The 19,112-nt window shown below is 38.8% G+C and carries 19 protein-coding genes; 10 read left to right on the top strand and 9 right to left on the bottom strand.

The genetic code is table 11. The features are described 5' to 3' along the window. Nucleotides 1-178: 178 nt before the first annotated feature. From PYV58_RS05910 to PYV58_RS05885, 6 genes are all read left to right on the top strand, one after another. Nucleotides 179-928, top strand: a complete 750-nt coding sequence (locus PYV58_RS05910) for an SDR family oxidoreductase (RefSeq protein WP_034616302.1) — start codon at nt 179-181, stop codon at nt 926-928. Between the two features lie 113 nt (nt 929-1,041). Next, nucleotides 1,042-1,731, top strand: coding sequence for a glutathione binding-like protein (locus tag PYV58_RS05905; RefSeq protein WP_034616301.1), 690 nt, complete (start codon nt 1,042-1,044; stop codon nt 1,729-1,731). 313 nt (nt 1,732-2,044) lie between these two features. Beyond that, nucleotides 2,045-2,767 carry a YggS family pyridoxal phosphate-dependent enzyme gene (locus PYV58_RS05900; protein ID WP_034616299.1) on the top strand — a complete coding sequence of 241 codons (723 nt, stop codon included), beginning with the start codon at nt 2,045-2,047 and terminating at the stop codon, nt 2,765-2,767. A gap of 9 nt (nt 2,768-2,776) precedes the next feature. After that, on the top strand, nt 2,777-3,025 hold the full coding sequence (locus PYV58_RS05895) for a hypothetical protein (RefSeq protein ID WP_034616297.1): 249 nt from the start codon (nt 2,777-2,779) through the stop codon (nt 3,023-3,025). A gap of 71 nt (nt 3,026-3,096) precedes the next feature. Further along, nucleotides 3,097-3,819 carry a glutamine amidotransferase gene (locus PYV58_RS05890; protein WP_034616295.1) on the top strand — a complete coding sequence of 241 codons (723 nt, stop codon included), beginning with the start codon at nt 3,097-3,099 and terminating at the stop codon, nt 3,817-3,819. Between the two features lie 10 nt (nt 3,820-3,829). Next, nucleotides 3,830-5,143 (top strand): GntR family transcriptional regulator, encoded by a 1,314-nt coding sequence (locus tag PYV58_RS05885; RefSeq protein WP_034616294.1) that lies wholly within the window; start codon nt 3,830-3,832, stop codon nt 5,141-5,143. A gap of 104 nt (nt 5,144-5,247) precedes the next feature. Here the strand turns inward: PYV58_RS05885 and PYV58_RS05880 are convergent, their stop codons facing one another. The 3 genes from PYV58_RS05880 to PYV58_RS05870 all read right to left on the bottom strand — a co-directional run bounded on the left by PYV58_RS05880 (nt 5,248) and on the right by PYV58_RS05870 (nt 8,250). Then, complete coding sequence (locus PYV58_RS05880; RefSeq protein WP_034616293.1) at nt 5,248-6,300, bottom strand: triacylglycerol lipase; 1,053 nt, start codon at nt 6,298-6,300, stop codon at nt 5,248-5,250. Nucleotides 6,301-6,433: 133 nt separating this feature from the next. After that, the gene (locus PYV58_RS05875; protein ID WP_275059721.1) at nt 6,434-7,486 is read right to left on the bottom strand and encodes a lipase secretion chaperone; all 1,053 of its coding nucleotides are present in this window, start codon (nt 7,484-7,486) and stop codon (nt 6,434-6,436) included. Nucleotides 7,487-7,554: 68 nt separating this feature from the next. Beyond that, nucleotides 7,555-8,250, bottom strand: a complete 696-nt coding sequence (locus PYV58_RS05870) for an alpha/beta hydrolase (RefSeq protein ID WP_034616282.1) — start codon at nt 8,248-8,250, stop codon at nt 7,555-7,557. A gap of 210 nt (nt 8,251-8,460) precedes the next feature. Here PYV58_RS05870 and PYV58_RS05865 point away from each other — a divergent pair, with 210 nt between their 5' ends. Then, the gene (locus PYV58_RS05865) at nt 8,461-9,348 is read left to right on the top strand and encodes an AraC family transcriptional regulator (RefSeq protein ID WP_034616280.1); all 888 of its coding nucleotides are present in this window, start codon (nt 8,461-8,463) and stop codon (nt 9,346-9,348) included. Between the two features lie 72 nt (nt 9,349-9,420). Here PYV58_RS05865 and PYV58_RS05860 read toward each other — a convergent pair whose 3' ends face one another. The 3 genes from PYV58_RS05860 to PYV58_RS05850 all read right to left on the bottom strand — a co-directional run bounded on the left by PYV58_RS05860 (nt 9,421) and on the right by PYV58_RS05850 (nt 11,732). After that, on the bottom strand, nt 9,421-9,726 hold the full coding sequence (locus PYV58_RS05860; RefSeq protein WP_244013509.1) for a helix-turn-helix domain-containing protein: 306 nt from the start codon (nt 9,724-9,726) through the stop codon (nt 9,421-9,423). Between the two features lie 290 nt (nt 9,727-10,016). Next, nucleotides 10,017-10,877, bottom strand: coding sequence for an arylamine N-acetyltransferase (locus PYV58_RS05855; protein WP_034616278.1), 861 nt, complete (start codon nt 10,875-10,877; stop codon nt 10,017-10,019). Between the two features lie 27 nt (nt 10,878-10,904). Beyond that, nucleotides 10,905-11,732, bottom strand: coding sequence for an NAD(P)H-binding protein (locus PYV58_RS05850; RefSeq protein WP_034616277.1), 828 nt, complete (start codon nt 11,730-11,732; stop codon nt 10,905-10,907). A 799-nt stretch (nt 11,733-12,531) separates the two neighbouring features. Here PYV58_RS05850 and PYV58_RS05845 point away from each other — a divergent pair. Beyond that, nucleotides 12,532-13,392 (top strand): glycerophosphodiester phosphodiesterase family protein, encoded by an 861-nt coding sequence (locus PYV58_RS05845; RefSeq protein ID WP_034616270.1) that lies wholly within the window; start codon nt 12,532-12,534, stop codon nt 13,390-13,392. Between the two features lie 108 nt (nt 13,393-13,500). Here PYV58_RS05845 and PYV58_RS05840 read toward each other — a convergent pair whose 3' ends face one another. Further along, nucleotides 13,501-14,364 (bottom strand): AraC family transcriptional regulator, encoded by an 864-nt coding sequence (locus PYV58_RS05840; RefSeq protein WP_034616268.1) that lies wholly within the window; start codon nt 14,362-14,364, stop codon nt 13,501-13,503. A 117-nt stretch (nt 14,365-14,481) separates the two neighbouring features. On the opposite strand from PYV58_RS05840, the gene PYV58_RS05835 reads away from it, so the two are divergent. Beyond that, nucleotides 14,482-15,015, top strand: coding sequence for a peroxidase-related enzyme (locus tag PYV58_RS05835; protein ID WP_034616266.1), 534 nt, complete (start codon nt 14,482-14,484; stop codon nt 15,013-15,015). 97 nt (nt 15,016-15,112) lie between these two features. Here the strand turns inward: PYV58_RS05835 and PYV58_RS05830 are convergent, their stop codons facing one another. Together PYV58_RS05830 and PYV58_RS05825 are read right to left on the bottom strand one after the other, a co-directional pair. After that, nucleotides 15,113-15,559, bottom strand: coding sequence for a thioesterase family protein (locus PYV58_RS05830; RefSeq protein WP_034616265.1), 447 nt, complete (start codon nt 15,557-15,559; stop codon nt 15,113-15,115). A 90-nt stretch (nt 15,560-15,649) separates the two neighbouring features. Then, nucleotides 15,650-17,050, bottom strand: coding sequence for a Do family serine endopeptidase (locus PYV58_RS05825; RefSeq protein WP_004823133.1), 1,401 nt, complete (start codon nt 17,048-17,050; stop codon nt 15,650-15,652). A 226-nt stretch (nt 17,051-17,276) separates the two neighbouring features. Here PYV58_RS05825 and nadB point away from each other — a divergent pair, with 226 nt between their 5' ends. Continuing rightward, nucleotides 17,277-18,920 carry an L-aspartate oxidase gene (gene nadB / locus PYV58_RS05820; RefSeq protein ID WP_034616263.1) on the top strand — a complete coding sequence of 548 codons (1,644 nt, stop codon included), beginning with the start codon at nt 17,277-17,279 and terminating at the stop codon, nt 18,918-18,920. Nucleotides 18,921-19,112: the final 192 nt, after the last annotated feature.

Below are 19,112 nucleotides of genomic sequence, written 5' to 3'. Positions count from 1 at the left end.
GTTATCAATACACATCCACATGATCAGACTGATCAGCGACCCATCAACGGATATAAAAAGTAGAGTCGAAAGTACGTCGCTAGATCAAATTAAAATAATTTAGAGGCTTTTTGACTCTTTTCCAAGGCTTCAATCGTTTTAGTAGTACATCACTTTATTAGACATTGGAGAAATCGTCATGAATCTGAAAGACAAAAAAGTCGTGGTCACTGGTGGTAGTCGTGGTCTCGGTTTAGGTCTAGTTGAAGCACTGGTTGATCAAGGTGCAAAAGTAACTGTGGTTGCACGTAATGTAAAAGATCTTGATGCAGCCGCTGAACGGCTAGGTGTTTATACCATTTCCGCGGATATTACGGATGAAGCTGCGGCACACCGTATCATTGCAGACATTCGTCCAGATGTCCTTGTGTTAAATGCTGGAGCGGCGCCGCGAATGGGGCTTCTGGATGAATTAACTTGGGAAGAGTTTTCTATAAATTGGGAAACCGATGTCAAAGCAGCCTTTTTCTGGTTTCAAGCGGTATTAAAAACACCACTTGATCCAGGCAGCCGAGTTTTAGTGGGATCTAGTGGTGCCGCTGAGTCTGGTTCTCAAATGACGGGTGGCTACGCCAGTTCTAAACGTGCGCTTTGGTTCATGACCAAATATGCCAATTTGTTTGCGCAAGATAAAAATCTTGGTATTCAGTTTCAGGCCATCGTTCCACGGCTAATGGTTCTTGGTACGGGAGTTGGCGACTCAGCAGCAGGTGCTTATGCAGCAGCCATGGGAATTACACCTGAAGAATTTGTCTCCCGCTTTGGGGCACCTATGCCACCGAGAGCTTTTGGTGATCATGTGATTTCAATACTTAAAAAGCCTCAATTTGCTGAGAGTATGGTACTGGGACTCAATGGTAATAATGGCGTGACGGTTATCGACTTATAACCACCACTCAAAAGATCAGGGTTATACAGCTAGTGCTAAGTGAAGCTGTTATCACTCTGATCATAATTTAAATCAGTTTATTTTCGCTCAAAACCTTATTAAGGCATCATCCTATGATCCACCTACATTACTGGCCAACGCCAAATGGCCATAAGATCACTATTTTTCTTGAGGAAGCAGGTCTTAAATATGATGTAACACCTGTGAATATCGGTCGGGGGGATCAGTTAAAATCAGCCTTCCTTGCTATTTCACCCAATAACCGTATTCCAGCAATCATCGATGATAGTCCAGACGATGGTGGCGAGCCTTTGAGTGTGTTTGAGTCTGGCGCAATTCTTCAATATTTGGCTCAAAAGAGCGGATTATTTCTCTCCAGTGAACCCAGAGCACGAATCATGGCCTTGGAATGGCTGTATTGGCAAGTCGGTGGGCTTGGTCCAATGTTAGGTCAGAATCAACATTTCGCAAAGTATGCACCTGAAAAAATTCCTTATGCAATCGAACGTTATGTCAATGAAACCCGACGCCTCTATAAAGTGTTGAATACTCATCTCGACGGACGTACTTTCATTACAGGTCAAGATTACTCAATTGCCGATATGGCAGCATATCCTTGGATCGTTCACCATGAAGAACATAGCATAAAGCTTGCTGATTTCCCTCATATTAAATCTTGGTTTGAAACAATCCGTGAACGCCCTGCTATTCAGCGTGCATATAAAGTAGCTCAGAAGGTACAAGTGATGGATCCAACTCAGGACAGCTTGGCACACAAAATATTATTTGGTTTGACTCAATAAAGTCAGGTCCTAACGAAATGAATTTGTTGCTGAACGATACATTATTCAGTAATCGTGTAGATGAGTCCTGAGATGCATGTCGTTACGATCAAATCCACCAGAGTCTGTTGACAATTCGTCAGGTACCATTTACTGGCAAAAAAAACACGCTAATCCCCACTACGCCTTACGCTACAAACAAAGCAGGGCTTTGCTCTTGCTCAGGTAGCAAAAATAAATTCTGCTGAGTGGAGGTGTTCTTTAAGCATTTGTTTATTGAACATGCTCATGATATTGTTCTATACAATAAATAATTTTGTCATAGGTCAATATTGTGCTCAAAGAAATTATTTCAGACAGACTGAGTGAAATTAAATTAACGATTGAGAAAGCCTGCCACAAGGTGAATCGAGATCCTTCTGAAATCAGATTATTGCCTGTCAGTAAGACATTTTCAGCAGAACATGTTCGAGCAATTCACGCGCTAGGATATGACTGTGTCGGGGAAAATAAAGTTCTTGAAGCCAAGGCTAAATATGAGGAACTAAAACAACTTAGCAATTTAAAATGGGTGCTGATTGGGCATCTACAGCGCAATAAAGTGAAATATGTAGCCCAATTTATCAGTGAATTCCATGCCTTAGATCGCGTCGAACTTGCTTACAAACTGAATAGTGCCTTAGAAAAAGAAAAGCGGATTATGCCTGTCTTTGTCCAAGTTAATACATCAGGCGAAAGCAGTAAATATGGCATTCAGCCTCACGAACTAGAACATTTCATAGAACAATGTCAGCCATTTAGCTACATAAAAATCGTTGGATTGATGACTTTGGCAATACATAGCCATGTCCCTACTGAAGTCAGGCAGTGTTTTCAGCTTTTAAGAGCACTAAGAGATCAAATTTCAAAAAAACATCCAGAGATACAACGGCTTTCAATGGGTATGTCTGGAGATTTTGAACTTGCGATCGCTGAAGGTGCAACAGATATCAGGATTGGACAAGCAATTTTTGGCGCACGTTCCAAACCAGACAGTTATTACTGGCCTACTGAATAGAGCATCACGATGAAAACTCATTATCAGATCAATATATATCGAGAAAAAAAGTTACTCGGTACTTTTACACCCAATCATCTTGCTTCACAAAATTCCATTCAACAACTCATCGCAACATTGACAGCAATTGATCCTATTGAAGTTGAGTTTGTACAAGTGACTGAAGATATGCGTGTTCTGATCTATCAAAATGGTCAGATGAGAACGTTATCCTCTCAATACTCTTATCAAAATACAACTGCAGATTCAGTTTTTTAACAGAATGAAGAGTCATCCAATTCAGTTTGATTTATAGCGCTGACCCACACTTATTTTACCGAGAGACAAACATGAACATGATAAAACACCAAGTTATTAATGTGATCCAATTTTTAAGTTTTGAGGATACAGGAAGCTTTACTCCCGTACTAAAACAGATGGGCTATGACATTTGCGTTTTTCAAGCAGGTGTAGATGACCTAAGTGCCATCTTACAAGAAAAGGACCCGCTTATCATTCTTGGCGGGCCAATCAGTGCATATGACATCATCACCTATCCTTATCTCAAAGAAATCATCGTGGGATTGAAGCAACGATTAATAACCAATTATGCAACTTTTGGTATTTGTTTGGGTGCTCAACTGATTGCCACTGCTTTAGGTGCAAGAGTATATCCCGGTCACATCAAAGAAATAAGATGGGGGCGTTTATCCTTGAGTGCTCAGGCATTTGCATCACCTTTAAGGTTTCTTGAAGGTATACACGTTTTACATTGGCATGGTGATACCTTTGATTTACCTAGCGTTGGCACACACTTGGCTAGTTCAATTTATTATCCAAATCAAGCATTTAGTGTAGGAAATAATATTATAGCATTACAGTTCCATGCTGAAGCAGATCCTAAACAATTTGAAAGATGGCTCATCGGTCATACTGATGAATTAAAGCAACATAAGATAGATATTTTGGATTTAAGACTTGAGAATCAATATTATGGCAATATACTGGCAGACAAAGCAAAACTTGTACTTGAAGACTGGTTAAATAACTTGATCGGGTTTGAAAGTAAATGATTGGATCTATATGGCTGAAATTAAAGGTAAAACATCTCAGGACATTCAAAATAGTATTCGAGAACTTATTCAGAATGGGATTTTGAAGGAGGGGGAATTATTACCCAATATTCGCGCTTTGGCCACTGAGCTGGAAGTCAATCGTAATACAGTTGCTGCCGCCTATAAAGATTTAGCCTTAATGGGGATTGTTGTATCCAAAGGGCGTGCAGGCACTCAAGTTCGCAAAAGTCCACAAATTAATCGTTTTGAAAATCTTCAAAAAACCAATCAAACATTTTTTGACCTCGCGCATGGAAATCCATGTCAGAATTTTTTACCTCAATTAAATGAAATCAACTTTAATTTTAATACTTCGTATTTATATGGTGACAGTACCAAGCTTTCAGTGCTTGAAGCGTTTGCACGAAATGAAATTTTTGCTGATGTAAATAATCAAAATTCTGAAATTGAATTTACCCATGGTGCGGTAGATGCAATTGAAAGAATTCTCAATGCACATTTAATCCAATCTGACAGTATTGCGATTGAGCAACCAGGTTTCATTACCAGTATTCATACTTTACAGGTGAATCGCTTTAATATGGTGTTTTTCCCAGTCACAGCACAAGGCTATGATCTTAATAGTATAAGAAAAGCACTAGAGCAAAAAGCCAAAGCAATTGTTATTACACCAAGAGCGCAGAATCCGACCAGTTATAGTCTTGAGGCTAAAACGGCACAAGAATTACATCAGTTATTTTCTGAATACCCTGATGTACTCATTATTATTGATGATCACTTTTCATTACTTGCCACAACACCTTATTATCACATTGTGCCTGAATCTACCCGACATTGGGCGGTGATAAGATCTGTATCAAAATTTTTAGGTCCGGACTTTAGATTTGCATTTATCAATTGTGATCCTCAGACTGCGACCAGACTAAGGATGAAACTAAATCCAAACTGTACCTGGGTGAGTCATATCTTACAAAAGATGATTTTTTCGCTTATGACATCGGAAAAAGTTCATCAATTAATGAATAAAGCAAAAATACAATATCAGACAAAAAATCAAGAAATCGTTAAAAAATTATTGGATCAAAAGCTTCTAGATATAAGTTATTGTGATGGTTTAAATCTATGGATCGAACATGTGCAAGCTCAGGAAATAGCCTATCAACTCGCGCTAATGGGATGGAAAGTCAGACTTGGAAAAGAGTTTTCATTAGGCCAAGATATTAAAGCTATACGTATCACCACTTCTGAATTAGATGAACAAAAAGCGATGGACCTATTCAATGATTTATCATTTATCTTAACTAAAATAATGACACTCTAAAATTTATGCTTTTCATCCATTATTTTTTGATAGCGATCTTAAACTAAGGAAAAGTAGAAAACTAATTTCCTACTTTCCTTCATGAAAAACATTGAATTTAAAAATCAGAAACCTGCCAATTTTAAACGATTAGCATGCTGACTATATAACGGAACTGGATCTGCACCAGCACCAGAGCCAACAAGTCCGACAATCTGATTAACTTCATCCAAATGGTTCTGTGGATAATTATCGCGAATGACATTGCCCAAATGAGATGAACATATTGGTACCAAACCATCACTATCACTACCAGTGCTCAATTTGATAAATGCTTCACCCGCAAGCAACCCGTAAGCTGTAGGATCTAATAAATTTGTGAGTCCGCCTTTACCTGACCATGAATAATAATTCACACCATTTACTGTAGCTGCTCCAGAACCACACTCAGTCACTGGAATACCTTGCGGGAAAGTGGCATTAAACTCACCAGCCCCAGCCTTGGTCAAACCTGCAAGTGCACTTAAAACATCTTGATCATATGCACCACCATTGCTAGAAGTCCCCCCCAGAAAACTTTCTATACCTGTAAACATATTGATTACAGCTCCGATAGTTTTATCAAAGCCTATTACACTGGCTGGTTTACGTATAAATGTTTCCACCAAATCTGCAACAGGACTCCCTTTATTTGAACCCGCAATACCTGTTACGGATGCAACTAAATCAGGACGAACCCCAGCAACATAGCGAACAGTTTGCACACCTTGGCTATGACCAATCAGGTTAACTTTTTCTGCACCTGTTAAAGCCTGAATCGTGAGAACTTGTTTAAGTAATTGTTCACCACGTACTGCATCAGAGTTAGCAGCAGATGTGTTAGTTACATATACATCAGCGCCTTGGCGACTTAAATCTTGAGGAATACCATGCCAGTAATTGATCGGTCCAATCTGAGAAAAACCAAATAAACCATGTGCAAATATCAAGGGATACTTAGTTTTGGCATAATCTGTTTTTTTAGAGAACAGTCCCCAATCCGTTGCAGATGTTTTGCTACAACCCGCTTGATCGTTTTTGATACCGCAATTTTGATAACTTGTAGTTACAATTGCTGAGCTGTTAACCGATGTGAATATGATGGCCCCAAATACCAAGGCCGGGATTGCTTTTTTCATTGTTCAAGACTCCATATATTTGAACATTATTTTTGTATTACATTGATTTCTTGATACTTCAAAATATTTCCCTGAAAATCTCCTTGTTTAATTCTCAATGCTATATTTCTATTATTGATAATTTCCATATTGCCTATTCAGCGACTTTTTTATTCGAATTAGCCTGCATCTGTTCAAAAGTCTGTGCACGAATTCGTTCTTCTGGGCTGCTAAAAGATTTATTACGTAATTCATTTATTGCAGCCTGTTGTTGAGTCACATCTTGCTGACTCGCTGTAATTTGTGCTCTCGCTGCAAGATAGCTATCTACTCTTTTTTGCCACTGGCTTTCCTGTAAATCAACCTGAGTGAGGCGATCTGCTGCTGCCGCACCGACTAATTTTTTACGCATCTCGTACAGCTCACTCGCTGAACCTCCACGTTGATTAATCTCGGTGGTCAATTCCTGTAATTGGTTGTATTGTAAAATCGGCTGCATACTTGCTTTCAGTTCTTCTGGCTGTTCATTCAGCAATGCTGCACTTTTTTCTGCCTTCTGATTTGTGTTTAAGCGTTTATCATTATTGATCGCGTATTGTGCAATTGCATACTGGTCATAGCTTTCTTCTTGGGCAAAAAATACATCTGCTTCCTGTGGCGTAAAAATCTGTCTACGCAGCTTAACTATAGCTGAAGCTACTGTTTTAAAGTCCTTTGCACTGTTGGTCTGAGCTGCAGGTAGCTTTTCACGCTGATGCAGATAATCCATATACTTATCAAGTAATTGATAAGAATATGGTTGAGCAGTCGTTGGTAGAAGACCAGCAAGGTATTGACGAATATCAACAACAATACTGCTTTCAGTTTTTTCACCAATACTTGAAAGAAAATAATCGAAACAGTCGCGAATGCCACGCGACAAAACCAATTGCCCTTTCGTATCAACCTGTAAAGGGCAGTTCACCTCTGTCCCCCGCAGTGATGGTGCCAACTCAGGCATAACACCATGAAACTTTAATACTTGTTGATTTGTATCAGAAACTGACGCAAAAGTATCCACTGACTGCTGATTTTGTATTGTTGAATTTGAACTTGATACGTCACTGACAGCATGAGTTTCTGGCTTTAGATACCATACTATTCCGACAAGAAATAATACGACCAAACCCAGTAATAGAAATTTTCTATATCGGTTTATAACATCCATGTTATATCTCTTTTCAATATTTTATTATGTTTTTCACAACCTCAGATTTTCTGATACTTAGAAAATCTTTAACCAGCTAGAAAAGTAGCTGCTTCATCAATAAGTTCTGTTACTTCAACAGGTTTTGATGCTAAAGATGCATGACTGGCATTCAGTGAAATTATTTTTTTAGCTGACATTCGTGCTGACATCATATTTTGATTCTCAGGATTAATCATTCGATCATCTATAGAGATTTGATACCAAGATGGTTTAGTTTTCCATGCTGGTGAAGTAATCACATCACCAAACGTACTAGCCAACGGTGCCTTTTGGGTTACTGCCATGACCAAACCTTCATCCGCAGTCAAATCTTGACAAAAGCTTTCATGAAATTTATCTGCTTTTAACCAGAGATAACCATCACTGTCTGGTGCTAAATTTGGCGCCGCTTCAGGTAAGTTCTGTTGGGTAATCGCCCCAGGGCTTTCACCTGAATCAGGTGCAAATGCAGCAATATAAACCAGACCTACAACATTGGGTAAATTTCCAGCTTCTGTGATGACAGCACCGCCATAGGAATGACCAACCAACAAAACATCACCATCTATTTGTTTAATCATTTTTTTTGTACGTTCTACATCATCAGCCAGTGAGGTCAGCGGAATCTCAACAGCATGCAGAGATGAATATCCTCTAGCTGCCAATTCTAGAATAACTTTATTCCAGTGCGCTGCGCCTCCCCAAAAACCATGTACCAATATAACCGTTGGTTTTAAACTCATTTGCTACTCCAGAAAATTATTATGTTCATATTCAAGTGATCTAGCTTTTCAAGAAGTTTCATGGCATAACTATTAAGAGCGAATTAATAATTGATACTTTTGGTCAGTCAAAGCTTCCTGCAATGATTATTAGGCATAAATTACCGGCTAACAATCACCAAGAATGCAAAGTTTTTGCAGAAACAGTATTTTTCTCGGAATTCCAAAAATATGCTTAGTTCGTTTTCAGATACTTTTTTTGATATCTATCGGTTATCAGGTATAGCAGGCAAAATCCATAGTATTTCAACTCTTTTGTCTGGAGAAATACTAGAATTTTCTCCAAATCATGGCTATATACATATTATTCAGAAAGAAAAATGCCTTTTAACAATGGATCATCTGGAACATCATCTGGAATTGAAACATTGCGACATAGTTGTGGTTTTACCTGGTAACTTTCACAGTATAAGCTTGAATACAGATGCATTTCAGGATGCTAAAATCATCACCTGTACAATCGATTTTTCAGGTATTTATGGCTCAGCCATTGCCGAGGGGTTACCTGCTTTTATTCATGTCCCTTTTACCTGTAAAGCCACAAATATTATTGCAGAATGGGTTCCAATCACTGTTCATGCAATTCAACAGGAACTTAAAGCACCTTCGATAGGCAGTCAAATTATGCTGACCAGAATTATTGATCTATTATTTATCTGGTCAATTCGGTGCTGGCTTAGCACTGTTGAACCGAATCATAAAAGCTGGATTTCAGCATTACAGGAACCGATGATCAGTAAAGCCATGTCTTTAATGCATAATCACCCACATTTTGACTGGACTGTTGAAGAACTCGCAAAATCTACCAATTATTCTAAATCAAGCTTTTACAAGAAATTTACAGAATCTGTCGGGACCACCCCAATACAATATTTAAAATCGCTGAGAATGCGATTAGCAAGTGAATTGCTATTAACCACGCAAAAAAGTATTTTTCATATTGCTGAGCTTGTTGGCTATTCCTCTCAAGCTGCATTCAGCCGAGTATTCTCCCAAACATTTAACTACTCACCTTCTGAGTTTAGAGAATCCTTTAAAAACAATCCTACACAGGAATAAAACACAACCGCGCTTATTAACAATGTATTGTGCAAAATATTGTTAAATCAAAGTATTTTAATAGTTAGCTTTTTATTCATTTAAGTCTGTTTCGGAATCTGGCATGCCAAATTTGAGTTCATCACCAACTTTGGCGATTGCGTGAATAGCGGGTAGGAATTTTGCACCAATAACTGTTAATTTGTATTCTACAGAGGGCGGCGATGTCGGGATTGGCAGACGTTGTATAATTCCTTTACTTTCCAAATGACGTAGACGTTCTGTCAATACTTTTGCGGTAATTGATGGCAAGTCAGCTCTTAACTCTCCAAATCGACGTGGTCCAGCACTTAAACACCAGATGATTTCTGCAGTCCAAGCGCCCCGTAGCAGTGCCATACTTTTACTCAAGGGACAGACATTATTTGGCGAAGGCGCACGGTTTTTTCGTAGCTTTAGACCCAAAGTTTCCTCCATTCATTCTTGAGATTTTCTCTGAGATTTCTTATTTATTCATGTATTGAATATTAATTCCAAGGATGATATTCCACTGACATACTATGCTGAAAATATGCGCAAGCTGCAACCTGATGATTATCGTGAATCTTACTTAAGCCTATTTGCGATGATTCATTCAGGTCTGTTTAACAGCTTGCAAGCGTTGCTTGTTGTTCTTAGAAGCGCATCTTTCACTCGGCAGGATTGATTATTTTTTTAAATATGAAAGCCACATTCAGTTGTTGCGTATTAATTTTAAAATACTTCTCAAGATATTCGCGAAATTCATCTTCGCTTGTGAGCTCTTTTTTTATTGAATGATTTTTACCATGGATCTTTACAGTCGTTCCACTTAAGTTTATTCGTTCATCTGGAGTAACTGCAGCAAGCATCAAATGTTGAGTAAATATAGAATCTGGTGATGTTGCAATATACCAATTGGCAATCACAGCATCCGACTCCGAGACTTTCTGTTCTGGATCAAGTGCATAAATATTGACCCACTCATCACGTATATAAGCTTGAAGCATAATCTTCACACCCGTCAGGGCACTTTCAGCAACACCACTGTCTTTTACATCAATAAAACGGAAAGCTTCATGCGGTGTATTCTGAATTTCCCCGAGCTTATCCAGTGAAAGAACGGCAGTCGGAGTCGTTCCACCAAAACTGGGATCAAATAAATATAATTTATCCACCAGTTTTACCACAGTCACCAAATGAGTACGAATCGGAGCTTCTATAGGTTGAGATTGATAATATACGCGCCCCAAAAGATTAAAAGCCTCATATCCCAGTTCGTTTAATACTGTTCTAGTCAGCGTACTCTGTTCCAAACAATAGCCCTCTCTTCCTTGATCGAGTAACTTGTCTGCGATCTGTGATAATTCCATAGACACGTTATCACCAAGAAAAGAAGAAATATTTCCAAACGGGATGCTGGTTACATGTAGAAATAACAACTTTTTTAGATTCTCAAGCGTAGCTAAATACTTATCTTCTACGCCCAATTTGGTTAAATATTTCTGTGAAACTGATAATTCTAAAGACATCACTTTGCTACCTTATAAATTATAAAACTAGAATTCATTTGATTTTACAAAATCATTGAATTTAATCGGATCGCGCCCCAGAACCTGAGTAACACCTTTGCCGATATTTTCATTTCGCCCATCGAGAATTTCAGAAAATGCCTGCGCCATATGCGCTGCAATAAATTCATCCAGTCCTGCATTCTTTAAATATTGTCTATATGCTTCTTGATTAAGGTATTGATACTGTATATTTCGTTTAAGCTTTACTCCAATAGCATTCACCGCTTCAGCGAAAGTCAATAACTCTGAGCCTGTGACTTCATAAATTTTGCCGTTATGTGCATTATTAGTCAGACATTCAACCACCACGTCTGACAAATCTTCTAAGTCAACGAACGGCTCTTTTACAGTATCTGCCATAAACGTCACTTCGCCAGATTTTATGCCATGTAGAAAATGACCTTCACTGAAATTTTGGTTAAACCATGCTGAACGAATGACAGTCCAATCAAGTTCAGCCTGCATTAAAATTTTTTCACACTTCTCAACAGATGCTTGACCTCTGCCTGATAATAATACAGCCTTGGAAACAGACTGATTCATCATTTCTGTGATTAATCCTTCAAGCTGTTGATCTGCTCCTGACATTGAAGTATCTGGATGAACAATGTAAACAATTTCAATATTCTTCAGTGCTGGGCCAAATGTACTGCTGTCATTCCAATCAAAATACCGTTCATTTTCTACATGCTCATTGATGGTACGAGTAGTAACAATTGGATTAAATTTATGCGACTTTAATTTCTCTGCGACGCGTCGTCCATTTTTGCCTTTTCCACCAATGATCAAAACATTCTTGGTTAAACTTTTCATAGATTACCACTTCATTAATTCAAAAAATTACTAGATTCTAGATGCTGTTTAACGAAACAATGCGTATTTAACTACATGAAAAATTTCATCAAATTAATAATAAAATTCATAAGTTAATAAATCCATTCAAGCCATCATCCTTGTCGCCACTGTCTACGTTAATCTATCTCAGTATGCGCAAAGCATGATCCAATATGAATGGGATGACAGCAGACTTATACAAATATGTGGTATCCAGTTGGAAACGAGTTTAATCACGAAATCGCTAAAAATTGCTCGTAATATCCACGGCATCTAATCCATGATCTCTACTCTAATCTTCTGTTTTTAAAATAAATATTTGTTGATCTGCGTATGTATATTTAACAGGATTTTATCAATGCGAAATAATGATGGTCAGTCAATGATATGTAAGATTACGCATTAAAAAACCATTTAACTTTCAAAAATCCCTAATGAATATTTAATTATTTGACATGCCATGATATTGTTCTGTTGTTTTAATTATTTTGTCACAGGACAAATAATAAAGATCTAATCTTCTTTTCAGTTTTGGATCTTAAGCTAATGATTGAACAGAAAAATTTATTTAAGTTAAACAAAATCATTAGTTTAATTTATTCACTATAAATAGTCACATTTTATAAATGACGACAATTTAAGCTAAAAATATAGTGAAAATGGCATAAGACTCCAATATGGCTATAAATTTTAATCCATAGGTTGCAATATTATTATGAAAAATAGCGTGTTTAAAAACATCATGTTGATATGCATATTCGGTCATGGACTACATAGCATGGCATTAAATGCAGCGCCTTACTCAAATCAAACGGGTCAATCACCACTAATTGTTGCGCATCGCGGTGGAACGGCAGATGCGCCTGAGAACACAGCCTATGCAATTGATCTCGCTCTAAGAAATCACGCAGATATGATCTGGATCAGCGTACAGTTAAGCAATGATGGTGTTCCTGTACTCTATCGTCCTAATAATCTGAATGCTTTAAGTAATGGCCAGGGTTTGGTCTCTGCATATACTGTAAAACAATTACAGGGTTTGGATGCTGGATGGAATGTCGCCCGCAATGCAGGACAACAAACGATTTACCCATGGAGAGGTAAAGGAATCCGTATCCCAACACTTCAACAGGTGCTTACTCAGTTTCCTCGAACCACTTTTTATATTGATATTAAATCGCCTGATGCAGATCCGGTGCAAATTGCTACGGCTATTAAACGTGTACTCGTTTCAACTAACTCACTTAATCGAGTTAGGCTCTACTCCACTGAACGCCGTTATACAGATGCCGTCAAACAGGTCGGTCAACTTCCGTATTTTATTGCAAGAGATGATACTCGGGATATTTTAGCTCGTGTCGCGTTAAACCATAATTGTCAGGCTGCTCAGGAACCAATTGGGTGGCACGGCTTGGAGTTAAGACGGCAGGTTGAGGTTGTAGAAACCTATACCTTAGGTGAAGGCCGTTCAAAAGCAGAGTTTGTTTGGGATAAGGAAATTATGAACTGTTTTAGGACACAAGCAGCAAATCGTATTGTGCTGTTCGGTATCAATTCTGAAGCAGACTATCGAATAGCAAAACAGTTAGGTGCTGAAGCCGTAATGGTCGATTCCCCTGCTCAATTTTCCAATCGATGAAGTGTTTAAGCTAACTCAACTCATAGATCATTAAACTCAGACAGTTCAATATAAATTGAACTGTCTTACTCAATCTTGCTTTCGTTAAAGATCACCATTAACTATGCATTAGACTGGATGGCTGGTCAACCATTCTCGGGGAGACATGCCTACTCTGACTGAAAATGCGCGAGATAATGCTGATGGATTAGCATAACCCAGTTCTTCAGCCAATATTTTAATTGAATGCCCTTCACGCAATCTACTTTGAGCCAAAGCAATACGCCAGTCTATTAAATATTCGGCTGGTGTCTGTCCCATCACATCACGGAAGGTATTAGCAAAAGCTGTTCTAGACATACATGCCAGTTCAGCCATGCGCTCTAGTGTCCACGATTCACCCGGACATTCATGTATTCCCACCAGCGCACGCGCCAAACGTGGATCTGAAAGGCCAATAATAAGTCCAGTGCTTACCCCTGCTTCATGAGGATGATCTAATAGCCAACGTAATAGTTGAAGCACCACCACTTCAAATAAGCGATTCGCTAATAATCGTTGCCCACAACGAGCATGGACGGTTTCAGCAAATAATAGTGCAAGCGTCTGATCCAATCCTTGTACACGCGCTAGAGGAAGTGCAATTACGGCAGGTAATGCCCTTACCAGTGGATTCTGTTGCCCACCATCCAGTATCAACCGCGCGCAGGTAAAATCAGCGCCTTCTCTGGGCGGGTTATGAAAATGATGTGTAATTGGCCCAGGATAAAAAAGTAGCGTTGGTTCATCAAAACGCATGCGTCTTGGCAAATGCGCCATAGCTGGATGACTGACTTCCAGTTGTCCCTGACGTAAAACATGTAAATAGCCATACCCTTCACTAGCATCAAAATGGCTGACGCCACATAACACACCAGTATGGTACAACTCTGCCTGCATGCGGAAACGATCAAGCAGACCTGAAAGGCGATCAATAGGGTGAATAGTTTTCATTTGAACGAATTGATATATTTTATGAACATATTGTATCTAATCATACAGAAAATTTACACATAATAATCAAAGTTTGATGCACTTCTACTATCACTACGATCCTTTAAGGAGAACAACATGTCACGTATCAACCTTGACACTCAACTCGCCCCCCAAGCAAGTCAGCCTTTATTAACTCAAATTCAACAAGCTTTTGGTACGACTCCAAATATGTTTAAGGCAGTGGCAAATTCGCCAGCAGCGTTACAAAGCATGTGGTCCGCTTTTGCTGCCTTAGGTAAAGGTACACTTGGCGCAAAATTAGGTGAACAGATTGCTGTTGCAATCGCCAATTTGAACCGCTGTGAATATTGCTTAGCTGCACATACTGTACTCGGTCAAAATGCTGGCGCTAGCGCTGCTGAAATGGCTGAAGCGCAAATAGGAAAAGCAACTGATGATAAAACAGCAGCAGCACTGACTTTTGCTTTAAAGGTGGTCAATCAACGAGCTCAGATGACTGACGCTGATATCACAACACTTCGCAATGTAGGTTTTAATGACCAACAAATCGTTGAGATCATGGCGCATGTGGCTTTGAATATATTCACCAACTACATCAATATTGCACTAGATACGCCAGTAGACTTTCCACGAGTCGAATTGATATAAAACCTACCGACCTCTCGTGTAAAACAGAGAGGTCGCTTTCATTAAATATAAGATTTTCTTTATGTGTTATTGCACTTCATCTAAAAATCCAAGTAATTTAAATAATTGAACTTAAATCAAAAGGATCTATTTCAGGATCAATGGGTTGATAGGCTTGGATAAAAGTTGGTGACATCCGTTTCGGACGCCCTGAAGCAATTTCTATACATGCCCATTTGGTATTGCCCGTAAAGAGTAAGCTGTGATCTTTAGCATTAAAAAAAGCATACTGACGGAAAGAATAAAGTGCGTTGATCTCGTATAACCAAGTTCTCAAAATAACATCATCATCTAACATTGCTGCTTTGCGATACTGAACATGATGTTCTACGGCTACCATTGCATGTTTCATTTCTAAATATTGATCGAGTCCAACACCCAATGTTTCGATATGTGCAGATGCAACATCCTGCATCCATTGTACATAGACCACATTGTTTACATGACCTAAGACATCTATATGCTCTGGTTTTACTTTGATTCTTAAATCAAATACTGAACTCATATCTTCTTTCCTTTTCCACTTTTTCAACCATCCTTATAAGTTTGACATAAAAAAGCCACTCTTTGAGTGGCTGATTCTGATCAGTTGTATTTATTGAATACGTAATCCAATCATAGCATGTTGTCCTTCACGAACAATCGCTACACGCGCTACCGTATTTTTCTGTAGCTCTGAAATAGCATCAACAAAATCATTCGGTGTATTTACTTTCTTGTTATTTACTTGGGTGATCACATCACCAGGTAAAATCCGTGACTGTGCCGCTAAACCGCCTCTGGTTACATCTTGAATAAACACACCACCTTTAACATTTAAACGATTCTTTTCTTGTTCAGTTAAAGCACGAATCGCAACACCAATGATAGGCCCTTTATTTGGCTTAGCCGAAGTATTGGTATTGTCAACTTTTGCAGGGGTATCATCTGGTGCAACAGTTAAAGTTGCTGTAATTACTTTTGGTTTATCGTCACGTAAAACTTCGAGCTTAACAGATTGATTAGGTTGAGTACGATTCAAATAATTCAATAATTCAGAGGTGCGTGATATTGGCGAACCATTATATTTTAAGATTACATCGCCTGATCTAAAGCCCGCTTTTTCTGCAGGTGAATTCGGTGCAACTTGGGTAATCAACGAACCTTCTGGTTTATCTAATTTATAAGCTTCTGCTAAGTTTCGATCGATATCTTGCAGCATTACACCAAGATAAGAACGGGTTACTTTACCATTCTTTTTCAACTGATCAGCAACATCCATTGCTACATCAATTGGAATAGAGAATGACAAGCCCATATAACCACCCGTACCACTAAAGATACGAGAGTTTACACCGACAACTTGACCTTGTTGGTTAAATAGCGGACCACCTGAGTTACCCGGATTTAACGCCACATCGGTTTGGATAAATGGAACAGAGGTTTCACCCATCATATTCCGCGACTTGGCACTGACAATCCCTGCTGATGCAGAATAATCAAAACCAAATGGCGAACCGATTGCAAGAACAGGCTGCCCGACTTTAAGTTGATCTACATTCCCCACAGATAATGATGGGAAATTATTCCCCTCGACTTTTAGTAAAGCTACATCTGTACGTTCATCACTGCCCACTACTTTTGCATCAATTTCACGGCGATCATTCAGCATAATCGTCACTTTAGATGCATCTTCAACCACATGGTGGTTTGTCAGTAAATAACCATCTTTACTAATGAAGAATGCACTACCATACGCAGTCTTTTCTTGTGGCGCGCGTTGTTGTGGAATAATGATTTGATTACCAAAGAAACGCTTTAGAATTTCAGGTACTTGTTGCTGTAACAACTCTTCCTGAGATAACTTTTTAACAACATTAACACTCACAACAGCTGGACTGACTTGTTCAACCAAGTTAGAAAAATCCACAGGTGTTGAAGCTTGAACTTGTGATGTTGCCGCAGCGACAGTAAATACTGCTGCATACATTCCTTTTTGTATTAGACCATTACTCATTTCTCACGAACCTGCATCTGATGATTATTTGCTTAAAAATGTTTGTAACATATTATTTAATATCGTTACGTAAAAATATGTTTACATTTTTTTATAAAACAAGACTTTACTTAATTTTATATTAAAAGCCTTGGAATATCTTATTTATACTAAAATCTGACACATGTGACTATTGTAATTTGTTAAAAAAAAGAGTGTTATTAGCAAACATTTTTCAAATTAGCTGATGGACATGTCTAATTTAAGTACAACTCATCAATTTGACGTGGTTATTGTGGGGAGTGGCGGTGCAGGCTTAAGTTTAGCCTTATCTTTGCCTGAACATTTTAATATTGCTGTTTTAGCGAAATCAAGCTTAACCGATGCAAGCACATATTTTGCACAAGGCGGTGTTGCTGCTGTACTTGATGAAACAGATTCCATTCAACAGCATATTGATGACACTATGATTGCAGGCGCACAGTTATGTGAGATTGATGCCGTCAAACATACCGTTGAAGGTGGTCGACCTTCTGTCGATTTCTTACTCAACCATGGTGTGCAGTTTACATTAGATGAAGATGAACAATTACATCTCACTCGTGAAGGTGGACATTCACAACGTCGCATTATTCATTCAGCCGATGCCACAGGTAAAGCCATTTCGACCACACTGGTTCAACGTGCTCAAGAAAAGAAAAATATTCATATTTTTGAAAATTACATTGCGATTGATTTAATCACCACACATAAATTAGGACATAAACAACAGCCCAATCGGGCGGTTGGTCTTTACGCACTTGATGAAAGCAATGAAAAAGTTCATACCTTTTTAGCGCCATTCACTGCCCTTGCTTGTGGTGGTGCAATGAAAGCTTATTTATATACATCAAATCCTGATATTGCCACAGGCGATGGTATTGCCATGGCATATCGTGCAGGCTGTCGTGTCGCAAATATGGAATTTAATCAATTCCATCCAACCTGTTTATATCATCCTCAAGCACGCTCATTTCTGATTACGGAAGCAATGCGTGGTGAAGGTGCGTATTTACGTTTACCTGATGGTGAACGCTTTATGCTGCGCTTTGATGAACGTGCCGAACTTGCACCACGAGATATTGTTGCACGCGCCATTGATTATGAAATTAAACGCTTAGGCATCCGCCATGTCTGGTTAGACATCAGTCATAAACCAGCTGAATTTGTTAAAGAACATTTCCCAACCTTATATGCGCGCTTATTGGAACTCGGTATTGATATCACCAAGGATATGATTCCCGTTGTTCCAGCAGCACACTATACTTGCGGTGGTGTGGTGGTCGATGAACATAGCCAAACTGATTTAGCTGGTTTATATGCAATTGGTGAAACGTCGTATACAGGGTTACATGGGGCTAACCGTATGGCCAGCAATTCACTACTTGAATGCTTTGTATATGGTATGAGTGCTGCCAAGGACATAGAGGCAAAGTTTAATTCTCACTTTGATATACCGACCGTGCCTGAATGGGATGCTTCACAATCGACCAATCCTGATGAAGATGTTGTGATCCTACAAAATTGGGATGAGCTCCGCCAAACCATGTGGAACTATGTCGGGATTGTAAGAACCACAAAACGTTTACAACGTGCATTGCATCGTATTGAAATGTTGAAGAAAGAAATTACTGAATATTATCAAGATTATCATGTCAGTAAGAACTTGATTGAACTGCGTAATTTAGTCATGGTTTCTGAGATGATTGTTCGTTGTGCCATGCAACGTAAAGAATCACGTGGTCTACACTACACGCTTGATTATCCTGAGCTTTCACCTGAGTTAAGAAAAACGGTATTAACGCCACCAAACTTTACAGTCGAAACACCATTGGTAAATGAAGCAGTTTAAACCCCTTTAAAATTGCAAAAAAATAGTCAGATCATTCTGACTATTTTTATATAATGGAGCTTAATGAGCAAAACAAAGCACTTGAGCAAGAACAAAGCACTGCTTTGTTCTTGCTCAAGAATGTGATAACGCAAGGAGAGGCACCGCTACAGATATAGTAGCGCAAGGATGTGGTAGCGCAAGGTCAGACAT

Origin of the sequence: Acinetobacter sp. TAC-1 (assembly GCF_029025845.1) — a bacterium.
GTDB lineage: Bacteria > Pseudomonadota > Gammaproteobacteria > Pseudomonadales > Moraxellaceae > Acinetobacter > Acinetobacter guillouiae.
This window is presented reverse-complemented; position numbering and strand designations above follow the sequence as displayed.

Coding starts and splice junctions, on each gene's coding strand:
- PYV58_RS05910 (WP_034616302.1), top strand. CDS start 179: ATGAATCTGAAAGACAAAAAAGTCGTGGTCACTGGTGGTAGTCGTGGT.
- PYV58_RS05905 (WP_034616301.1), top strand. CDS start 1,042: ATGATCCACCTACATTACTGGCCAACGCCAAATGGCCATAAGATCACT.
- PYV58_RS05895 (WP_034616297.1), top strand. CDS start 2,777: ATGAAAACTCATTATCAGATCAATATATATCGAGAAAAAAAGTTACTC.
- PYV58_RS05890 (WP_034616295.1), top strand. CDS start 3,097: ATGAACATGATAAAACACCAAGTTATTAATGTGATCCAATTTTTAAGT.
- PYV58_RS05885 (WP_034616294.1), top strand. CDS start 3,830: ATGGCTGAAATTAAAGGTAAAACATCTCAGGACATTCAAAATAGTATT.
- PYV58_RS05880 (WP_034616293.1), bottom strand. CDS start 6,300: ATGAAAAAAGCAATCCCGGCCTTGGTATTTGGGGCCATCATATTCACA.
- PYV58_RS05875 (WP_275059721.1), bottom strand. CDS start 7,486: ATGGATGTTATAAACCGATATAGAAAATTTCTATTACTGGGTTTGGTC.
- PYV58_RS05870 (WP_034616282.1), bottom strand. CDS start 8,250: ATGAGTTTAAAACCAACGGTTATATTGGTACATGGTTTTTGGGGAGGC.
- PYV58_RS05865 (WP_034616280.1), top strand. CDS start 8,461: ATGCTTAGTTCGTTTTCAGATACTTTTTTTGATATCTATCGGTTATCA.
- PYV58_RS05860 (WP_244013509.1), bottom strand. CDS start 9,726: ATGGCACTGCTACGGGGCGCTTGGACTGCAGAAATCATCTGGTGTTTA.
- PYV58_RS05855 (WP_034616278.1), bottom strand. CDS start 10,877: ATGTCTTTAGAATTATCAGTTTCACAGAAATATTTAACCAAATTGGGC.
- PYV58_RS05850 (WP_034616277.1), bottom strand. CDS start 11,732: ATGAAAAGTTTAACCAAGAATGTTTTGATCATTGGTGGAAAAGGCAAA.
- PYV58_RS05845 (WP_034616270.1), top strand. CDS start 12,532: ATGGCATTAAATGCAGCGCCTTACTCAAATCAAACGGGTCAATCACCA.
- PYV58_RS05840 (WP_034616268.1), bottom strand. CDS start 14,364: ATGAAAACTATTCACCCTATTGATCGCCTTTCAGGTCTGCTTGATCGT.
- PYV58_RS05835 (WP_034616266.1), top strand. CDS start 14,482: ATGTCACGTATCAACCTTGACACTCAACTCGCCCCCCAAGCAAGTCAG.
- PYV58_RS05830 (WP_034616265.1), bottom strand. CDS start 15,559: ATGAGTTCAGTATTTGATTTAAGAATCAAAGTAAAACCAGAGCATATA.
- PYV58_RS05825 (WP_004823133.1), bottom strand. CDS start 17,050: ATGAGTAATGGTCTAATACAAAAAGGAATGTATGCAGCAGTATTTACT.
- nadB (WP_034616263.1), top strand. CDS start 17,277: ATGGACATGTCTAATTTAAGTACAACTCATCAATTTGACGTGGTTATT.